20 protein-coding genes are annotated in these 15,602 nt (G+C 72.3%); 15 read left to right on the plus strand and 5 right to left on the minus strand.

Annotation, left to right across the window (positions count from 1 at the left end; genetic code table 11):
* The first annotated feature begins 82 nt into the window (after positions 1-82).
* The 11 genes from AMR74_RS11195 to AMR74_RS11245 all read left to right on the plus strand — a co-directional run bounded on the left by AMR74_RS11195 (position 83) and on the right by AMR74_RS11245 (position 8,796).
* Positions 83-1,093 carry a hypothetical protein gene (locus AMR74_RS11195; RefSeq protein WP_053772143.1) on the plus strand — a complete coding sequence of 337 codons (1,011 nt, stop codon included), beginning with the start codon at positions 83-85 and terminating at the stop codon, positions 1,091-1,093.
* A gap of 81 nt (positions 1,094-1,174) precedes the next feature.
* Positions 1,175-2,581 (plus strand): CRTAC1 family protein, encoded by a 1,407-nt coding sequence (locus tag AMR74_RS11200; RefSeq protein WP_053772144.1) that lies wholly within the window; start codon positions 1,175-1,177, stop codon positions 2,579-2,581.
* Positions 2,582-2,685: 104 nt separating this feature from the next.
* Positions 2,686-2,886, plus strand: coding sequence for a DUF7576 family protein (locus tag AMR74_RS11205; RefSeq protein ID WP_053772145.1), 201 nt, complete (start codon positions 2,686-2,688; stop codon positions 2,884-2,886).
* 116 nt (positions 2,887-3,002) lie between these two features.
* Positions 3,003-3,728 carry a ribosome assembly factor SBDS gene (locus AMR74_RS11210; protein ID WP_053772146.1) on the plus strand — a complete coding sequence of 242 codons (726 nt, stop codon included), beginning with the start codon at positions 3,003-3,005 and terminating at the stop codon, positions 3,726-3,728.
* A 73-nt stretch (positions 3,729-3,801) separates the two neighbouring features.
* A complete protein-coding gene (locus AMR74_RS11215; protein ID WP_053772147.1) occupies positions 3,802-4,293 on the plus strand; it encodes a YbaK/EbsC family protein in 492 nt (163 codons plus the stop codon).
* Positions 4,294-4,420: 127 nt separating this feature from the next.
* On the plus strand, positions 4,421-5,479 hold the full coding sequence (locus AMR74_RS11220; protein WP_053772148.1) for a metal ABC transporter substrate-binding protein: 1,059 nt from the start codon (positions 4,421-4,423) through the stop codon (positions 5,477-5,479).
* Positions 5,480-5,579: 100 nt separating this feature from the next.
* Positions 5,580-6,320: a metal ABC transporter ATP-binding protein gene (locus tag AMR74_RS11225; RefSeq protein WP_053772149.1), complete on the plus strand. Its 741-nt coding sequence runs from the start codon at positions 5,580-5,582 to the stop codon at positions 6,318-6,320.
* The gene (locus tag AMR74_RS11230) at positions 6,320-7,393 is read left to right on the plus strand and encodes a metal ABC transporter permease (protein WP_053772150.1); all 1,074 of its coding nucleotides are present in this window, start codon (positions 6,320-6,322) and stop codon (positions 7,391-7,393) included. Before AMR74_RS11225 ends, AMR74_RS11230 begins: the two co-directional genes overlap by 1 nt.
* Positions 7,394-7,478: 85 nt before the next feature.
* Positions 7,479-7,763 (plus strand): DUF7545 family protein, encoded by a 285-nt coding sequence (locus tag AMR74_RS11235; protein WP_053772151.1) that lies wholly within the window; start codon positions 7,479-7,481, stop codon positions 7,761-7,763.
* A gap of 78 nt (positions 7,764-7,841) precedes the next feature.
* On the plus strand, positions 7,842-8,285 hold the full coding sequence (locus AMR74_RS11240; RefSeq protein ID WP_053772152.1) for a hypothetical protein: 444 nt from the start codon (positions 7,842-7,844) through the stop codon (positions 8,283-8,285).
* A 37-nt stretch (positions 8,286-8,322) separates the two neighbouring features.
* A complete protein-coding gene (locus AMR74_RS11245) occupies positions 8,323-8,796 on the plus strand; it encodes a GIY-YIG nuclease family protein (protein ID WP_053772153.1) in 474 nt (157 codons plus the stop codon).
* Positions 8,797-8,814: 18 nt separating this feature from the next.
* On the opposite strand, the gene AMR74_RS11250 is transcribed toward AMR74_RS11245, so the two are convergent.
* The 3 genes from AMR74_RS11250 to AMR74_RS11260 all read right to left on the minus strand — a co-directional run bounded on the left by AMR74_RS11250 (position 8,815) and on the right by AMR74_RS11260 (position 10,583).
* Entirely contained in the window at positions 8,815-9,297 is a 483-nt protein-coding gene (locus tag AMR74_RS11250) for an acyl-CoA thioesterase (RefSeq protein WP_053772154.1), read from the minus strand.
* Positions 9,298-9,375: 78 nt separating this feature from the next.
* Positions 9,376-9,831, minus strand: a complete 456-nt coding sequence (locus tag AMR74_RS11255; protein WP_053772155.1) for a bifunctional nuclease family protein — start codon at positions 9,829-9,831, stop codon at positions 9,376-9,378.
* A 47-nt stretch (positions 9,832-9,878) separates the two neighbouring features.
* Positions 9,879-10,583: an ArsR/SmtB family transcription factor gene (locus tag AMR74_RS11260; RefSeq protein ID WP_053772156.1), complete on the minus strand. Its 705-nt coding sequence runs from the start codon at positions 10,581-10,583 to the stop codon at positions 9,879-9,881.
* Positions 10,584-10,706: 123 nt separating this feature from the next.
* Here AMR74_RS11260 and AMR74_RS11265 point away from each other — a divergent pair, with 123 nt between their 5' ends.
* The 4 genes from AMR74_RS11265 (at position 10,707) to AMR74_RS11280 (ending at position 14,556) form a co-directional block, all read left to right on the plus strand.
* Positions 10,707-12,485 carry a TraB/GumN family protein gene (locus AMR74_RS11265; protein WP_053772157.1) on the plus strand — a complete coding sequence of 593 codons (1,779 nt, stop codon included), beginning with the start codon at positions 10,707-10,709 and terminating at the stop codon, positions 12,483-12,485.
* Positions 12,482-13,156 (plus strand): metalloprotease, encoded by a 675-nt coding sequence (locus tag AMR74_RS11270; protein WP_053772158.1) that lies wholly within the window; start codon positions 12,482-12,484, stop codon positions 13,154-13,156. The genes AMR74_RS11265 and AMR74_RS11270 overlap by 4 nt, the downstream gene beginning before the upstream one ends.
* A 74-nt stretch (positions 13,157-13,230) precedes the next feature.
* Positions 13,231-14,271: a phosphoribosylformylglycinamidine cyclo-ligase gene (gene purM / locus AMR74_RS11275; protein ID WP_053772159.1), complete on the plus strand. Its 1,041-nt coding sequence runs from the start codon at positions 13,231-13,233 to the stop codon at positions 14,269-14,271.
* A gap of 105 nt (positions 14,272-14,376) precedes the next feature.
* Positions 14,377-14,556: a hypothetical protein gene (locus tag AMR74_RS11280; RefSeq protein ID WP_053772160.1), complete on the plus strand. Its 180-nt coding sequence runs from the start codon at positions 14,377-14,379 to the stop codon at positions 14,554-14,556.
* A gap of 47 nt (positions 14,557-14,603) precedes the next feature.
* Here AMR74_RS11280 and AMR74_RS11285 read toward each other — a convergent pair whose 3' ends face one another.
* Together AMR74_RS11285 and AMR74_RS11290 are read right to left on the minus strand one after the other, a co-directional pair.
* On the minus strand, positions 14,604-15,143 hold the full coding sequence (locus AMR74_RS11285; protein WP_006628588.1) for a CBS domain-containing protein: 540 nt from the start codon (positions 15,141-15,143) through the stop codon (positions 14,604-14,606).
* A gap of 62 nt (positions 15,144-15,205) precedes the next feature.
* Positions 15,206-15,580, minus strand: coding sequence for a DUF555 domain-containing protein (locus AMR74_RS11290; RefSeq protein ID WP_053772161.1), 375 nt, complete (start codon positions 15,578-15,580; stop codon positions 15,206-15,208).
* Between the last annotated feature and the right edge of the window lie 22 nt (positions 15,581-15,602).

Consider the following 15,602-nt stretch of genomic DNA (forward strand, 5'->3'; position numbering starts at 1 on the left):
CGTCTCGTCGCCGGCGCGCGCGTTCTCAGCGCCGATAACCGCGTGGGAATCCTTATGCGGGGAACCCCCTCAGAGGGGGTACGTGACGCTCGAACAGTTTCTCGATCGCTTCGACGGTCCCGAGCGGTCCGTGGTCGTCGTCAACCGAAGCGACCCGGATCCCATCTTGAACATGCTCGTGGACACGTTCGGCGACGACGCAGTGCGGGTCGTGGAGGGCCGTGTGGTCGAAGGTCCGGACGACCCCGACGCGGGCGGCGCCGGGGACGACGACCGGCTGACCGACGGCGCCGGAGCCCCGCGGCTCGATCGGACGGGCGGTCTCACGGCGCGAGAACTGGCGACGAACGCCGTCATCGACGGGGAGGGCGACGCCGTCCCGTCGCTCGACGTCGAGGTGCTCCGCCGCCACGAGGACGTGCCGTTCGACGGCGGCGACCCCTCCGATATCGAGAACCTCGTGCTGCTCATGGAGGGCGACGAGGTGGTCGCCGGCTCGACGCTCGGCGAGCTCGGCGACGCCGTGCTGTTCGTCAACTCCGACCTGTACATCACCGGCAGCCGGTCGCTCGCCGACGTGGAGCTTCCCTCGGTGATAAGCGGCCTCGACGACGCGACGTTCACGCTCCGCGGGTACCCCGAGTCGAACCGACAGAAGCTGCTGCTCATCACCATCTCGCGGTTCATCGAGCGGGTCGCTTGGACCGCGGGCGACGGGACCCTCCGGTCGTCGTTCCAGCGGCTCTCGCGCATCGACGACGAGGTCGGCACGCGGGACGTGTACGAGCGCGTCGCCGACACCGGCGTCGACACGCACCTCTACGGCGTGCCCGACGAACTCCCGCAGGACCTCGCCGCGGTGATCCACGCCGGGAACGACCCCGACTTCACCGACAGCTGGTTCGTGGTGTACCGGCCCCCGGAGGGACCGCACCCCGCGCGGAGCGATCCGGAAAGCGACCTCGTTCGAGGGGTCGAGGGGGGCGTCGGGCTGCTCGCGGTCGAGACGGAACCGCGCGTCTGGCGCGGCCTCTGGACGTTCGACGCGGACCGCGTCTCGCGGATAAACCGGTACATCGAGCGCAACCTGTAGGCCGATCGAGGATTTCCTCCCGCCGGCGACCGGTCGTATCCAACCCGTGCGTTCATATTCTCGGAGCGGTGACGGGCGGCCATGTTCACGGAGCGGTCCGCGCTCGTCGACGACGGGCGCCCGATGCGCGGGTACGGCGTCGCGGTGACGCCCGGCCGCGACGGGCCGCTCGTCTTCGTGGCCGGCTACGGCGAGCCGAACCGGCTGTACGCCCGCGAGGGCGGCCGCTTTTCCGACACCGCCTGCGGCATCGTCGCCGACGGGACCCGCCACGGGATGGGGGTGTGCGCGTCCGACCTCGACGCCGACGGGTGCGAGGAGGTGTACGTCCACAACTGCGCGCGCGGCGTCGACGGCGGCGACCCCGACCTGCTCTTGAGTCGCCTGGAGGCCGACAGGTACCGCTGGACGGACGTGTTCGCGCGCGAGGTGAACGCCGACCGCATCGACGTGCGCGCCGGGCGGTCCGTCGCGGCGCTCGACCGGCTGGGGACCGGTCGCTACGGGGTCGCCGTCTCCGGGTACGCCGCCCCGCTCGCGTTCTACGAACTCGGCGACGACGGCGAGGTGACCGACATGGCCGAGGCGGTCGGCCTGGAGGTCGACGGGGGCTGCCGGTCGCTGCTCGCGGTCCCGTACCGCTCGCGCGAGGGCGACCTCTTCGCGGGGGTCGAGGGGGGACCGAACCGGCTGTTCAGCAACCGGGACGGGCACTACGACCGGACGGACGGCGGGCCCGACCTCTCGGACCCCGGCGGCGACACGCGGGGCGCGGCGGTCGTCGACGAGGGCGGGACGTTCGCGCTCGCGGTCGGCAACGAGTCGGCGCCGAGCCGGCTGCTCCGCTGTTCGCCCGACGGCGGCTACGACGACGTGGCCCCCGACGCGCTCCGCGACGTGGGCCCCGTCCGGACGGTCGTCGCCGCGGACTTCGACAACGACGGCCGCGAGGAGCTCTTCTTCAACGTCTGCGGCGCGGAGAACCGGCTGTTCGAGCGCGTGGACCGGTCCGGCGGGCCGCCCCGGTGGGAGCCTGCGGACCTCGGGCCCGCCGCGGAGCCGGACGGGTTCGGCACCGGCGCGGTGGCGGCCGACCTCGACGGCGACGGCGCGCTGGAACTGCTCGTCGTCCACGGCGAGGTCGCCGCCCAGCCCGTGACCGCCTACGGCGTCCCCGAGGCGCCCGACGCCGGGTGGCTGCGCGTGCGCCCGACGACGCGACACGGCGCCCCCGCGCGCGGCGCCGTCGCCACCCTGGAGACGACCGAGGGCGTCCAGCGGCGGACGGTCGACGCCGGGGGCGGCTGCCTCTGTCAGACGGAGCCGGTCGCGCACTTCGGGCTCGGCGGCGCGGAGCCGCTGCGCGTCGACGTGCGGTGGCCGGACGGGCGCGAGCGGACCGTCGTCGGCCCGAGCGCCGACCGAGAGATAACGGTCAGGCACCCGTCTCGCAGGGCGACGGACCGCGACGCCCGGACGCGGCGGTAGCGATCGCGCGGCCCCGAGCGAGGGACCGCCGGGGCGGCGGCGGCCGCCGTGGCCAGAACTGCCGCCCTTCGCGGGTTCAAGTGTCCCCGGGCGTACGGGGAGGTATGGTGGATCCGACCTCGGAGCTCGAGGAGGACGTCGACGAGGAGTCCGCGCCGACCTGCGCGACGTGCGGCGAGCCGGCGCTGGGGACCGGACACCGAACGGTCACGTGGGTCGACGGCGGCGACGCCGTCCACCGACACTTCTGTTCGGCGTCGTGCCGCGCGGACTGGGACGACGAGCGGCCCTCCGCGGGCGGGTAGTCGGGGGAGCGACGACGCGACGACCGGGGCGGTGACCGGAGGGCGGACGCGACGACGCGGCGCGGCGGTCGGCGACGGCGGGAGGCTTTTTGCCCGCGGGGGTGGTAGCGTTCGGTATGATATCGCTCGACGAGGCCGTGACGGCCCGACTGGAGTCACACGGGGAGCGGTTCGAGGTCCTGATCGACCCCGACGCCGCCCTCGCGATCAAGCGCGGCGAGTTCGACGACGACTTAGAGGAGGTCATCGCCGCGGAGGACGTCTTCGAGAACGCCTCGCGGGGCGACCGCCCGGCCGAGGAGGACCTAGAGACCGTCTTCGGCACCACGGACCCGCTGGAGATCATCCCGGAGGTCGTCGAGCGCGGCGAGATCCAGATCACCGCCGAGCAGCGCGCGGAGATGCAGGAGCGCAAGCACAACCAGCTGGTGACCACCATCACGCGCAACGCCGTGAACCCGCAGATGGACGACTCCCCGCACCCGCCCGAGCGGATCGAGCGCGCCCTGGAGGAGGCCGGGTTCCAGATCGACCCGATGGAGCCCGTAGAGAACCAGGTCGACGACGCGCTCGACGCGCTGCGGCCGGTGATCCCGATCCGGTTCGAGGAGGTGACGATGGCGGTCCAGCTCCCGGCCGACTACGCCGGGTCCGGCCAGGCGCAGATCCGCGAGTTCGGCGACCTCGAACGCGAGGAGTGGCAGAACGACGGATCGTGGGTCGGCGTGCTCACCTTCCCGGCCGGCCTCCAGAACGACCTCTACGACCTCGTCAACGAGGTCACCTCGGGCGAGGGCGACGCCCGCGTGATCAAGGACAAAGACGAGCTGCGGACCCGCTGACCGGACCGCCGGCTCGCGACGTAACTTCACCGCCTCCGCGGGGTTGATACGGGCGGGCCGCGGCTCGGATCGCATGCATCCACGCGCGGCGGAGTTTGAAGAACTGGCGGCGGAGCGGCACGGCGTCGACGTCGACGTCGACGTGCTGGAGTTCGACGCGGGCACGGAGACGGCGGCCGCCGCGGCCGACGCCGTCGGCTGCGAGACGGGCGCCGTCGCGTCGACCATCGTCGTCTCCCTCGTCGGCGGCGACCGAGAGGGGGCGCACGTCGCGGCGATCACGAGCGGCGCGAACCGACTGGACCTCGACGCGGTCGCCGACTTCTTCGAGGCCGACGCCGCCGAGATGGGCGACCCGGAGCGGGTCCGCGAGGTCGTCGGGTGGAGCATCGGCGGCGTCCCGCCCATCGGGCACGACGCCGCGCTCCCGACCGTCTTCGACCCGACGTTGGCCGAGTACGACACCGTCTACGCCGCCGCCGGGACGCCCAGCGCTGTGTTCGCGATCGGTCCGGACGCGCTCGCCGACCTCGCGGACGCGACCGTCGTCGACCTCACGGAGTGAGTAGCGACGTTCCCGGCGCGCGGAGCCGCCGGCGCGTTGTTAAGCGAGCGCGCTCTCGGCGACTGAGTTATTAACTATGTCTTGTGAAATAATAACCTTTTTCTATTAATCTGCGATACGGATCGGTATGACTCACTCACGACGGTCGGTGCTGCGGCGCGGCGCCGGGCTCGCGGTCGCGGGCTCGGCGGCGTCGCTGGCGGGATGCTCGGGCGGGGGAACCGGCGGCGCCGAGGGGTTCGACTCGGGCTACGCCGCCTTCTTCACCCTCAACGACTGGGCCAACGAGGTCGCGGGCGAGAACGCGACGTTCGAGGACCCTGTCGACGTGGGTCAGCTCGGCCACGGGTGGACGCCGGACGGAACGCTCGCCGCCGAGGTCGCCGCGACGGACGCCTTCGTCTACCTCGACAGCCCGGAGTTCTCGTGGGCGCAGGACCTCGCGGCGACGCTGGAGAGCGACTACGACTCCGTCGCCGTGGTCGACGTGCTCGACGGACTGGAGGGCGATCTGCTCGAATGGGACCACAGCCACGGCGGAGAGGGCGGCAATCACGACGGCGAGGACCACGACGGGGAAGGCGGCACCCACGAGGGCGACGACCACGAGGGCGACGACCACGAGGGCCACGACCACGGCGGCGAGACCCGGCACGACCCGCACGTCTGGGTCGACCCGGTCCTCGCGGCCGAGATGGTCGAGACGATCGCCGCGGGGCTCGGCGAGGCGGACCCGGAGCACGCCGAGGCGTACGCCGCCAACGCCGAGGCGTACGCCGAGGAACTCGGCGCGATCGACGACGCGTTCGAGTCGATCGCCGAGCGCGCCGAGCGCGACGTGGCGGTGTTGGCGGGCCACAACTCCTTCCAGTACCTGGAGGCGCGCTACGGCTTCCGGCTCCACTCGCCGGTCGGGGTCTCGCCGCAGAACGAGCCGACGCAGTCCGAGATCGCCGACACGATCGACATCGTCGACAGCGAGGGGATCGAGGTCGTGCTGTACGACCGCTTCCAGTCGCCCCGGCTCGCCGAGTCGATCGTGGAGAACAGCGACGCGACGGAGGCGGTCCCCGTCACGCCCGCCGGGGGGACGACGCGGGAGTGGAACGACGCCGGCTACGGGTACGTCGACCAGATGACCGAGATCAACGTCCCCGCCTTCGAGCGGGCGTTCGGCGCGCAGTGACCCGGTCGCCGCTCGCTCCGCCCGCGGCGCGGCCCGCCGACGGCGCCGGCGGCGGAGTAAAAGAGCTAAACGTGCGGCCGACCCAGGTCCGGCACACGCAGTGAGCGCAATCGTCGACCTCGACGGCGTGACGTTCGCCTACGGCGACACCGTCGCCGTGAGAGACGTCTCTCTCACCGTCGAAGAGGGGGAGTTCCTCGGGCTCGTCGGGCCGAACGGCTCCGGGAAGACCACGCTCCTCCACCTCATGCTCGGGCTCCACGAGCCCGACGCGGGGTCGGTCGAGCTGTTCGGTCGCCCCGTCGAGGAGTTCGACGACGGCGGCCGGATCGGCTACGTCTCTCAGAAGGCGACCAGCCGGGGCGGCGCGATGCCGGTCACCGTCCGCGAGTGCGTCACCATGGGCCGGTTCGCGCACGCCGGGCGGGGCCGGCTCTCGGCGGCCGACCGCGCCGCCGTCGCGGACGCCATCGAAACGGTCGGCATCGGTGACCTGACGGACCGGCTCGTCTCGGAGCTGTCCGGCGGCCAGAAGCAGCGGGCGTACATCGCTCGCGCCCTGGCGAGCGACGCGGACCTGCTCGCGCTCGACGAGCCGACCGTCGGCGTCGACGCCGAGTCGCGCGACGCCTTCTACGCGCTCCTCGACGAGCTCAACGGCGACGGGATAACGATCATCCTCATCGAGCACGACATCGGCGTCGTCACCGACCGCGCGAACCGCATCGCCTGCGTCAACACCGAGCTGTACCACCACGGCGACACCGAGTCGTTCGTCGAGAGCGACGCCCTCGCCGAGGCGTACGGCACGACCGGACAGGTCGTCCACCACCACCACTGATGAGCGGAGAGTCCGCGGCGGCGGACGGCGAGAGCTCCGCGCGCGACGCGGCCTCCCGCGGTCGGGGCCGACGCCGGACCGCCGAGCTCGCGGGCGTCGGGATCACGGCCGTCGTCGCGGTCGGGATGCTCGGGTTCCTCCTGCTCTACTGGGCGCAGGACCTCCCGGTCGCGAGCGAGCTGTACGCCGCGTTCCGCTCGGTCGGTCGGGGGATGGACGCCGCGCTCGGCACCAACGTGTTCCGGCACCCGGTCATGTGGCAGTCGATGGCGGTGGGGGTGCTCGTCGGGATCGTCGCCCCGCTCGTCGGGTCGTTCCTCGTCCACCGCGAGATGGCGCTGATCGGCGAGACGCTCGCGCACACCGCGTTCGCGGGCGTCGCGGTCGGCATCCTCGTCACCTCCTCGACCGGGTGGAACGGGTCGCTGCTGCTCGTCGCGCTCGCGGTCGGCGTCCTCGGCGCGCTCGCGGTCCAGTGGCTCACGGAGCGCACCGACGCCTACGGCGACGTGCCCATCGCGATCATGCTCAGCGGGAGCTTCGCGGTCGGCACGCTGATCATCAGCTACGGCGACGGGCTCACGGGCGTCAACATTCAGGGGTACCTGTTCGGGAACCTCGCGGTCGTCACGCCGGAGGGCGCGCGCCTGATGGGCGCGCTCTCGCTCGCGGTCGTCGCGGGCGTGGCGCTGGCGTACAAACAGCTCCTCTTCATCACCTTCGACGAGCAGGCCGCGCGGGTCGCCCAGCTGAACGTCACCGGCTACAACACCCTGCTGGTGGTGCTGACCGCGGTCGTCGTCGTCGGCGCGATGCAGGTGCTCGGCGTCATCCTCGTCGCCGCAATGCTGGTCGTCCCCGTCGCGGCCGCCTCGCAGGTCGCGCGGAGCTTCCGCGAGACGATGTACCTCGGCGTGATCTTCGGACAGCTGTCGGTGCTGGGCGGCTTCGCGATCTCGGTCGGATTCGGGCTGCCCTCCGGGGGATCGATCGTCGTCACGGCCATCGCGGTGTACCTCGCGAGCGTCCTCGTCGCCGGGACCTCCGGAACGCCCGTGTCGGCGCACGGCTGACGGCGAGCGGCCGACGTTCCCGTCGCGTGAGCCGGTTCGCGTCCGGTTTCCACAGACCCTTATGTCCCGGCCGCCAGGCACGTCCATGGGAGACACCGAGACCTACACGGTCACCGGCCCCGACGGTGAGGAAGAGTCGTTCGAACTGCCCGCCGGCCTCGTCGACGTGCTCAGCGAGCAGGGCGAGCCCTCGACCGCCGTCGTCTCCGACGTGGTCGTCCAGGCGATGGCCCAGCAGGCACACGTCATCGTCCACCACAGCGAGGGCGACGTGCCCGAGGACATCGCGGAGATGGAGGAGACCGCCGCGGAGCTGTTCGAGGAGCGCTTCGGGCAGTCGCTCGAAGACGCGCTCGGCCACTCGCACTGAGCGGAGTCGGCGCCGCTCGGCGCCCGAACGAGTTCGCCCGACCGGCCGCTTAAGCCGGTCGAGTCCCTACGTTTTCGTATGTCTACCGACCCGGCCGGCGCGGACGCGCCGGTGTTGATCTTCGACGGCGACTGCCCGTACTGCTCGGTCGCGGCGGTCGCGCTGCGCCGGCTCGACGGCGTGGTCGCGGTCCCGTGGGAGGCCGACCCAGTCGGGCCGTTCCTCGACGCGCAGTTCGGCTCCCGGCCGTTCGCGATGGTGCTCGTCGACCCCGCAGAGCGCCGCGTGTACGCCGGCCGCTCGGCCGCGGAGGAGCTGGCCGACCGCGCGGGCACCCCCGGGATCGTCGGCGGGCTGGTCCGCGACAACTACGACCGCATCGCCGACGTGGTCGGGACGCTGTCGGGGCGCGCCCGCGACCCGGACGACTTCCACGACACCTACCGCCTCGACGAGGAGGCGGGCGACCTGGTGGGATCGCTCCGGACGGCCGCCTCGGAGGCGCCGGCCGCGCTGTCGTGACCGGGGCGCCGACAGCGACCGCGACGGGGAGCGACCGATGAGCGACGCGACCGGCGGCAGCTACACGCTCGTCGTCGGCCTCGCTGCGGACGCGACGGTGACGGCGGGGGCGCTCGGCGACCACCGGCTCCCGGCGGGCGCGTACGCCTACACGGGGAGCGCGCTGGGCGCTGGCGGATTCTCGCGGGTCGACAGGCACCGCCGGACCGCGCGCGGCGACAGCGAGACCCAACACTGGCACGTCGACTACCTTCTCAGTCACCCGGCGGCGCGGATCGACCGCGTCGTGCGGAGCGTCGGCGTCGACGTCGAATGCGCGGTCGCCGAGCGCCTGCCGCCCGGGCCGATCGACGGGTTCGGCGCCTCCGACTGCGGCTGCGGGGCTCACCTGGCCGGCCCCGAGGCGCTCGACGCCCTCGCGGAGCGCGCGCTGACGGCGCACGAGGCCGCGGTCGCGTCGTCCGGGGACCCGAACGCGACCGTCGACGTGGTCGACGGCTCCGCGGAGTGAGGCGCCGGGCGGCTCCCCTCAGAGGTCGTACCGGTCGACCACCTGCCGGAGCTGCTCCTCGCGCCCCTCCATGGCGTCGTCGCGGAGGGCCGCCTCGTCCTCGGTGGGACAGTCCAGGTCTGGGACCGGCGTGGGGCGCCCGTCGTCGTTGAGCGCGACGAACGTGAAGTAGGAGGTCGTCGTCCGTCGCGTCTCGTCCGTGCGGGGATTCTCGGCGCGCACGTCGACCTTCACGTCGACGCTCGTCCGGCCGGTGTTGAACACGTACCCCTCGACGATGGCGACCTCGCCCATCTCGATGGGCGCGATGAAGTCGACGTGGTCCATCGAGGCGGTGACCACCTGCCGGTTCGCGAAGCGCATGCCGGCGATGGCGCCGCAGATGTCCATCCAGTGCAACACGGCGCCCCCGAGCGCTCGGCCCAGGTTGTTCGTGTCGTTCGGGAGCAGCATCTCCGTCATCTCGGTGTGCGAAGAGGCGAGCGTGGCCGTCTCGTCCATGCCAGTCGTGGGAGGGCCGGCGACTTGAACGGCCGGCTTCCGGCACGGGCGGCGGCCGGCGGACGCGGCGCGAGTACGCTACCGCTCCTCGGAGGGTCCGTCGTCGTCGAACCGGATCGAGTCCGGCGGCCGACCGGCCTCGTCTATCACCTCGTCGGTGACGACGATCGGACAGTCGACGCGGACCGCCAGCGCGAGCGCGTCCGACGGGCGGGCGTCGAAGACGAACCGCTCCGGCTCGCCGTCGTCGTAGCGCTCGGCGTCGACCTTCGCGTAGAAGGTGCCGTCGCGGAGGTCGTCGACGCGGACGCGGTCGATCGCGCCCCCGAACTCCGTGAGGATGTCCACGAGGAGGTCGTGCGTGAGCGGTCGGTCGAACGGTTCGCCCTCCAGCGCCATTCCGATCGACCGTGCCTGGTCGCCGCTGACGAATATCGGGACGTACTCGCCGCGCGCCGAGAGGATCACCGCCGGGACGTCGCCGCTCGGCGCCGAGCCCGCACCGACCCCGACGACCTCGGCTTCGTGTTCCATACGGGAACGTGGTGGCGGCGGCTTGAATAGCTGTCCCACGCGCGGCCTCAGTTCGACGCGCGGTACCAGTACGCCCACGCGAGCGTGAACACGAGCGCGGCCCCGAGGAAGAACACGGCCCCCGGCTCGACGAGCGAGACGGCGTACTGCGCGACCGGGTCGCCGACGAGCTCGACCGCGCCGTCGGCTCCCTCCGCGGCGGTGTTCTGGTCCGGGACGCTCTCGACCGTCGGACCGCCGCCGTCGCCGCCGTCCGCGGTGGCGGTTCCCACGTCGCCGCCGCCGGAGCGGGCGGTGAACTGCGAGCCGAGCGAGCCGACCGCGAGCAGGCGCTGGACCGCGACCGCCGCGAGCCCGATGACCCCGTAGCCGCCGAGCAGCCGCATGAGCGCGGTCTTGATCCCGGTCGACTCCTCGGACCCCCCCGCGAACAGCACGAGCGGCTCGTCCGCAGCGGCGTACACGTCCATCTCGCGGCCCTTCTCCGAGTAGGCGGTGTCGACCACGTCGACGAGGTCGGCCTCGTCGAGCCGCGAGAGGTGGTACTGGACGTTCTGGAGCGAGGTGTCGACCTCGTCGGCGATCTCCGACTTCGTCGCCGGGCGGTCGTGGAGCGTCGAGAGGATGGCCCGCGCCGTCTCGGAGCCGAGAGCGGCGATGAGGTCGTCGGCCTCGTCGTCGTCGACGCCGACGACCCGGGGTTCGCGCTCCTCGGGAGTCGCGTCCGGCAGGGAGGGCAACAGCCGAGACATACGCTCTCATGGGGCGCGTGAGGATACAAACTTGTTGGATCGTCGGGGACGAGTCGGCGCTCGCGGGGCGGATCCCGCGATCGACTCACAAACCCTAAACGCGGCGACCGAGTACGACGGGTGATGACAGAGACGTCACGGGGGAGCGGCGACGCGCCCCCGTCGACCGACCGGTCCCCGCGGGCCGACGGCGGCGACGTGGAGGGGGCGACGCGACGCGCGCGCTCCGGCGGCGAGGGGAGCGTCACGGTCGTCGGGACCGCGCACGTGTCGGAGCGCTCCGTCGACGAGGTCGAGGAGACGATAGAGCGGGAGCGGCCCGATGTCGTCGCCGTCGAACTCGACGAGGGGCGCTACCGGCAGCTCAACGGCGAGACCCCGGACGACCTCGACGCCGGCGACCTGCTGAAGGGGAACACCGTGTTCCAGTTCCTAGCGTACTGGATGCTCTCGTACGTCCAGACGCAGCTGGGCGAGCGGTTCGACATCGAGCCGGGCGCCGACATGAAGGCCGCCGTCGACGTCGCCGAGTCGCTCGGCATCGACGTCGCCTTGGTCGACCGCGACATCCAGACGACGATCCAACGGTTCTGGGCGCGCATGACGATACCCGAGAAGCTCCGGCTCGTGGGCGGGCTGGCGTTCGGCGTCAGCGACCCCCGCGTCGCCGGGGTGATCGGCGGGCTCATGGTCGGGATCCTCGCGGGCCCGGCGATCGGGCTCTTCGGCGGCGCCGTCGGGATCACGACCGGGGTGCTGACGAGCGTCGCCGCGGGCGTCCTCGTCGCGCTCGTCGTCGGCATCGCCGTCGATCAGGTCGGTACGCTCGCGCTCTCGCCGGACCAGCGGCTCTACGCCGCGGCCGGCACCGGGCTGGCCGCCGGCGTCGCGGCCGGGGTCACCGGCGTCGCGAACGGCCTCGTCTCGACGTACCTCGGCGGGTTCCCCGTGGCCGCCATCGGCGGCTTCGGGATCGGGATCGGCCTCGGGCTCGTCGTCGGGGCCGTCCTCGCGCTTGCGGTCGGCGCGTTCGCCGGCGGCGAGGTCGACCCCGATGCCGGCGGGATCGAGGAGCTCGACGAGGCCGACCTCACCGACACGGACGTGGTGACGATGATGATGGAGGAGTTCCGGCAGTTCTCCCCGGGCGGCGCGGAGGCGCTCATCGACGAGCGCGACGCGTTCATCGCCCACCGGCTCGTCGCGCTCCGCGAGGCGGGCCACGACGTGGTGGCCGTCGTCGGCGCCGGCCATCAGGCGGGAATTGAGGGCTACCTCGCCGACCCCGCGACGCTCCCGCCGATGGAGAGCCTGGTCGGCCAGGAGTCCGGGCGCGGGCTCCCGTGGAAGAAGGCGATCGGCTACGCGATCACCGTCGGCTTCGTCGGCTTCTTCCTCCTGCTCGCGCTGGGCGGGGCCGGGAACGCCTTCCTGCTCCGCCTGTTCGGCGCGTGGTTCCTGATCAACGGCGTCTTCGCGTTCGCGTTCGCGAAGGTCGCGGGCGCGCGCTGGCTCTCGGCCGGCGTCGGCGGCGCGGTCGCGTGGCTGACCTCGATCAACCCGCTGCTCGCGCCCGGCTGGTTCACCGGCTACGTCGAGCTGCGCAGCCTGACGGTCAACGTCGCCGACATCGGCGCGCTCAACGACCTGCTCGCCGACGAGACGCGGTCGGCCGCCGAGCTGGTCTCCGCGATGCTCGACGTGCCGCTGTTCCGGCTCATCGTCGTCGTCGCGATGACGAACGTCGGGAGCATCGTCGCCAGCTTCCTGTTCGCGGCGTACGTCATCCCGGCGATGTTCGGCGCCGAGGTCGGCGGCGTCGAAGACGTCGGCCGGCTGCTCGTCGAGGGGGCGATAAACGGCGCGGACCTCGTCCGCGGCGCCGTGGGGGGGATCGCATGAGCGGCGGGAGCGCGGTCTCCGGGCGCCGGATCGCCGGCCTGTACTTCAGCGGGACCGAGCTCCGCGACCTGCTCGTCGCGTGGCTCGCCCTCGGCGTGGCGTTCATGCTATTCTTCGTCGGCGGCTCGGGCGGGATCGGCCGCATCCTCGCGGCGGGCGTGGTCCCGCCGCTGTTCGTCGCCCTCTCGACGGCCGGGGTCGCCTTCCTCCTCCACGAGGTCGCGCACAAGGTCGTCGCCGTCCACTACGACCAGGTCGCGGAGTTCCGCGCGGACAACAGCATGCTGTTCCTCGCCGTGATGAGCTCGCTCCTCGGGTTCATCTTCGCCGCGCCGGGCGCCGTCCACCACCGCGGCCGGCTGACGCCCCGCGAGCACGGCCACATCGCGCTGGCCGGGCCGGTCGTGAACCTCGGGCTGATGGCCGTCTTCTTCCCGCTGTTCGCGCTCGGCGGGATCGTCGGGAGCGAGATCGTCACGGTCCTCGGCGCGCGCGGCATCGCGATCAACGCGTTCCTCGCGGCGTTCAACCTCGTCCCGTACGGCCCGCTCGACGGGAAAACGGTGCTGTCGTGGAGCAAGCCGGTGTGGGCCGCCGTCTTCGTCCCCTCCGCGCTGCTCGCGTTCGGGCTCGTCTTCGTCCTCGGCCTCGGGTTCGGCGGGCCGTTCTGACGGGCGACGCGACCGGCCCGCGACGGGCCCAGCGGAACGGTGCGTTTTTGCTCCGCGGGCGTGCCCCCACAGACATGACCGAGGGCGACGGGAGCGACGACGGGGGACCGGACGCCGACGACGAACTCACCTACGCGGACGCGGGCGTCGACATCGACGCGAGCGAGGCCGCGACCGCGGCGCTGATCGGCGCGGTCGGCGCGGACACCGAGGCGGAGGGCTCCGGGAGCGAGTACGCCGGCCTGCTCGACATCGGCGACCGCTACCTCGCGCTGGCGACCGACGGCGTCGGGACGAAGCTGCTCGTCGCGGAGGCGCTCGGCGACTACTCGACGGTCGGCATCGACTGCGTCGCGATGAACGTCAACGACCTCGTCGCGGCCGGCGTCCGCCCCGTCGCGTTCGTCGACTACCTCGCGGTCGACGAGCCTGACGAGCGCTTCGCCGAGCAGGTCGGCGAGGGGCTTGCCCGCGGCGCCGACCTCGCCGACATCGAACTCGTCGGCGGCGAGACGGCCGTGATGCCGGAGGTGGTCAGCGGGCTCGACCTGGCGGGCACCTGCGCCGGCCTCGCCGCGAAGGACAGCGTGTTCGACGGGCGAGCGGAGCCGGGCGACGCCCTGGTCGGCTGGCGCTCGTCGGGAATCCACTCGAACGGGCTCACGCTCGCCCGAGAAGCCGTGACGCGCGGCCACGAGTACGCCGACCCCTGCCCGTTCGACGGCTACGAGACGCTCGGCGAGGCGCTGCTCGAACCGACCGCCGTCTACACCGACCTCCTCGACCCGATGCGCGCCCACGGCGTGCGCGGCGCGGCCCACGTGACCGGCGGCGGCTGGACGAACCTCGAACGCCTCGGCGACCGCCGCTACGTCGTCGAGGACGCGTTCGACCCCCAACCCGTCTTCGAGTTCGTTCGGCGCGAGGGGAACGTCTCCGACGAGGAGATGCACCGCACGTTCAACATGGGGACCGGCTTCGTCGCCGCCGTCGAGCCGGACGCGGCGGAGTCGCTGGCGGCGGAGACGGACGGCCGCGTGATCGGCCGCGTCGAGGCCGGAGTCGACGCCCGGAACGGAGAGGCGACGGTCGCGATCCGCGGGCTGGAGCTCTGAACGGTCGCGTCCGAGGTACCGGCGAGCGTTGCGGCCGCCCCGGAGCGGCGGCGTCGCGTGCCGCCGAATGACGCCTTATCACCGCCGTCGGCGTAGTTCATGACGATGACCGACGGGGGCGCCGCGGACGACGAGACGGGAGGAGACGGAAGCGGCGGCTCCCGACGGGACGACGAGCGCGACGGCGACGAGGAGGAACCGGACCGGGGACACCTCGACGACGTGGAAGACGGCGCGGGCTGTACGGAGATCTGGGAGCGGCTCTCCGAGCGCCGGGAGGAGTGAGCGCGGCCCCGCGTCTGGAGTCGTGAACGCGGCCGCGGGTCGGGGCCTTACGACAGCTGCGCGGCGATGTCGGCCTCGGTGATGATCCCGACGGTCTCGCCGCCGTCGGTGACCATCACGGCCTTGTAGTGGTCGAGGAGGTTCCGGACCTCGTCGACGGTCGCCGACGGCGCGACCGTCGGGAACGACTCGCTCATCACTTCGCTGACGGGGTGGTCGCCGACGTTCTCGCCGGCGTGGACGACGTCGCCCTGGCTGATCGACCCGACGGGCACGCCGTTCTGGAGGACGGGGAGCTGCGAGTACGCCTCCGCCTCCATCAGCTCGACCGCCCCGCTCACCGCGTCGTCCGGCGCGACGCTGATCACCGTCTCGTTCATCAGGTCGGCCGCGCGGACGACCTCGCCTTCCGCCTCCTGGAGGGCGTTGACGATCCGGCGCAGCGTCGAGAGCCGCGGGTCGACGTCGCCGCCTTCGATCCGCGCGATGAGGGGCTGGGAGACGTCCGCGGCGTCGGCGAGCTCGCTCTGGGTCAGCTCCAGCGCGGTCCGGCGCTCGCGGAGGTCTTGGGGCGTCGGCAGTTCCATACCGCTAAATTACCCGAGGTTATTAGAAAAGCTTTCGGCACCGACCGATCTCGCGCTCGCGTTTACCGCTCCGGCGCGTCCTCGTCCTCGTCCGCCTCCGTCTCGAAGACGTCGATGACTTCGAGGGGCACGTCCCGGAGCGCGCCGCCGACCTCGCTTTTCGCGATCCGCTCGGCGTGCTCCTCGCTGTCGGCGTTGAAGATGTCGATCTCCAAGAGGAGTCCCACGAGGGCCGTGTTGGCCGCGAGGAACGCGGCGTCGAACGGCTCGCCGCAGGCCGGACAGCCGGTGACGCCGGGCTCGACCTCGACGTACTGCTTGTCCGTCTCGTTGAGTCGCTTACCGGCCTCGCTGACCGCGACGCCGATGGCGTCGTCGGTCTCCTCGACGTCACGGACCAACCAGGCGGCTTCCATCGCGACTTCGTAGTTGCTCATATCCGGCCGGATGGGCCGCAGG

This window comes from Halorubrum tropicale (assembly GCF_001280455.1).
GTDB lineage: Archaea > Halobacteriota > Halobacteria > Halobacteriales > Haloferacaceae > Halorubrum > Halorubrum tropicale.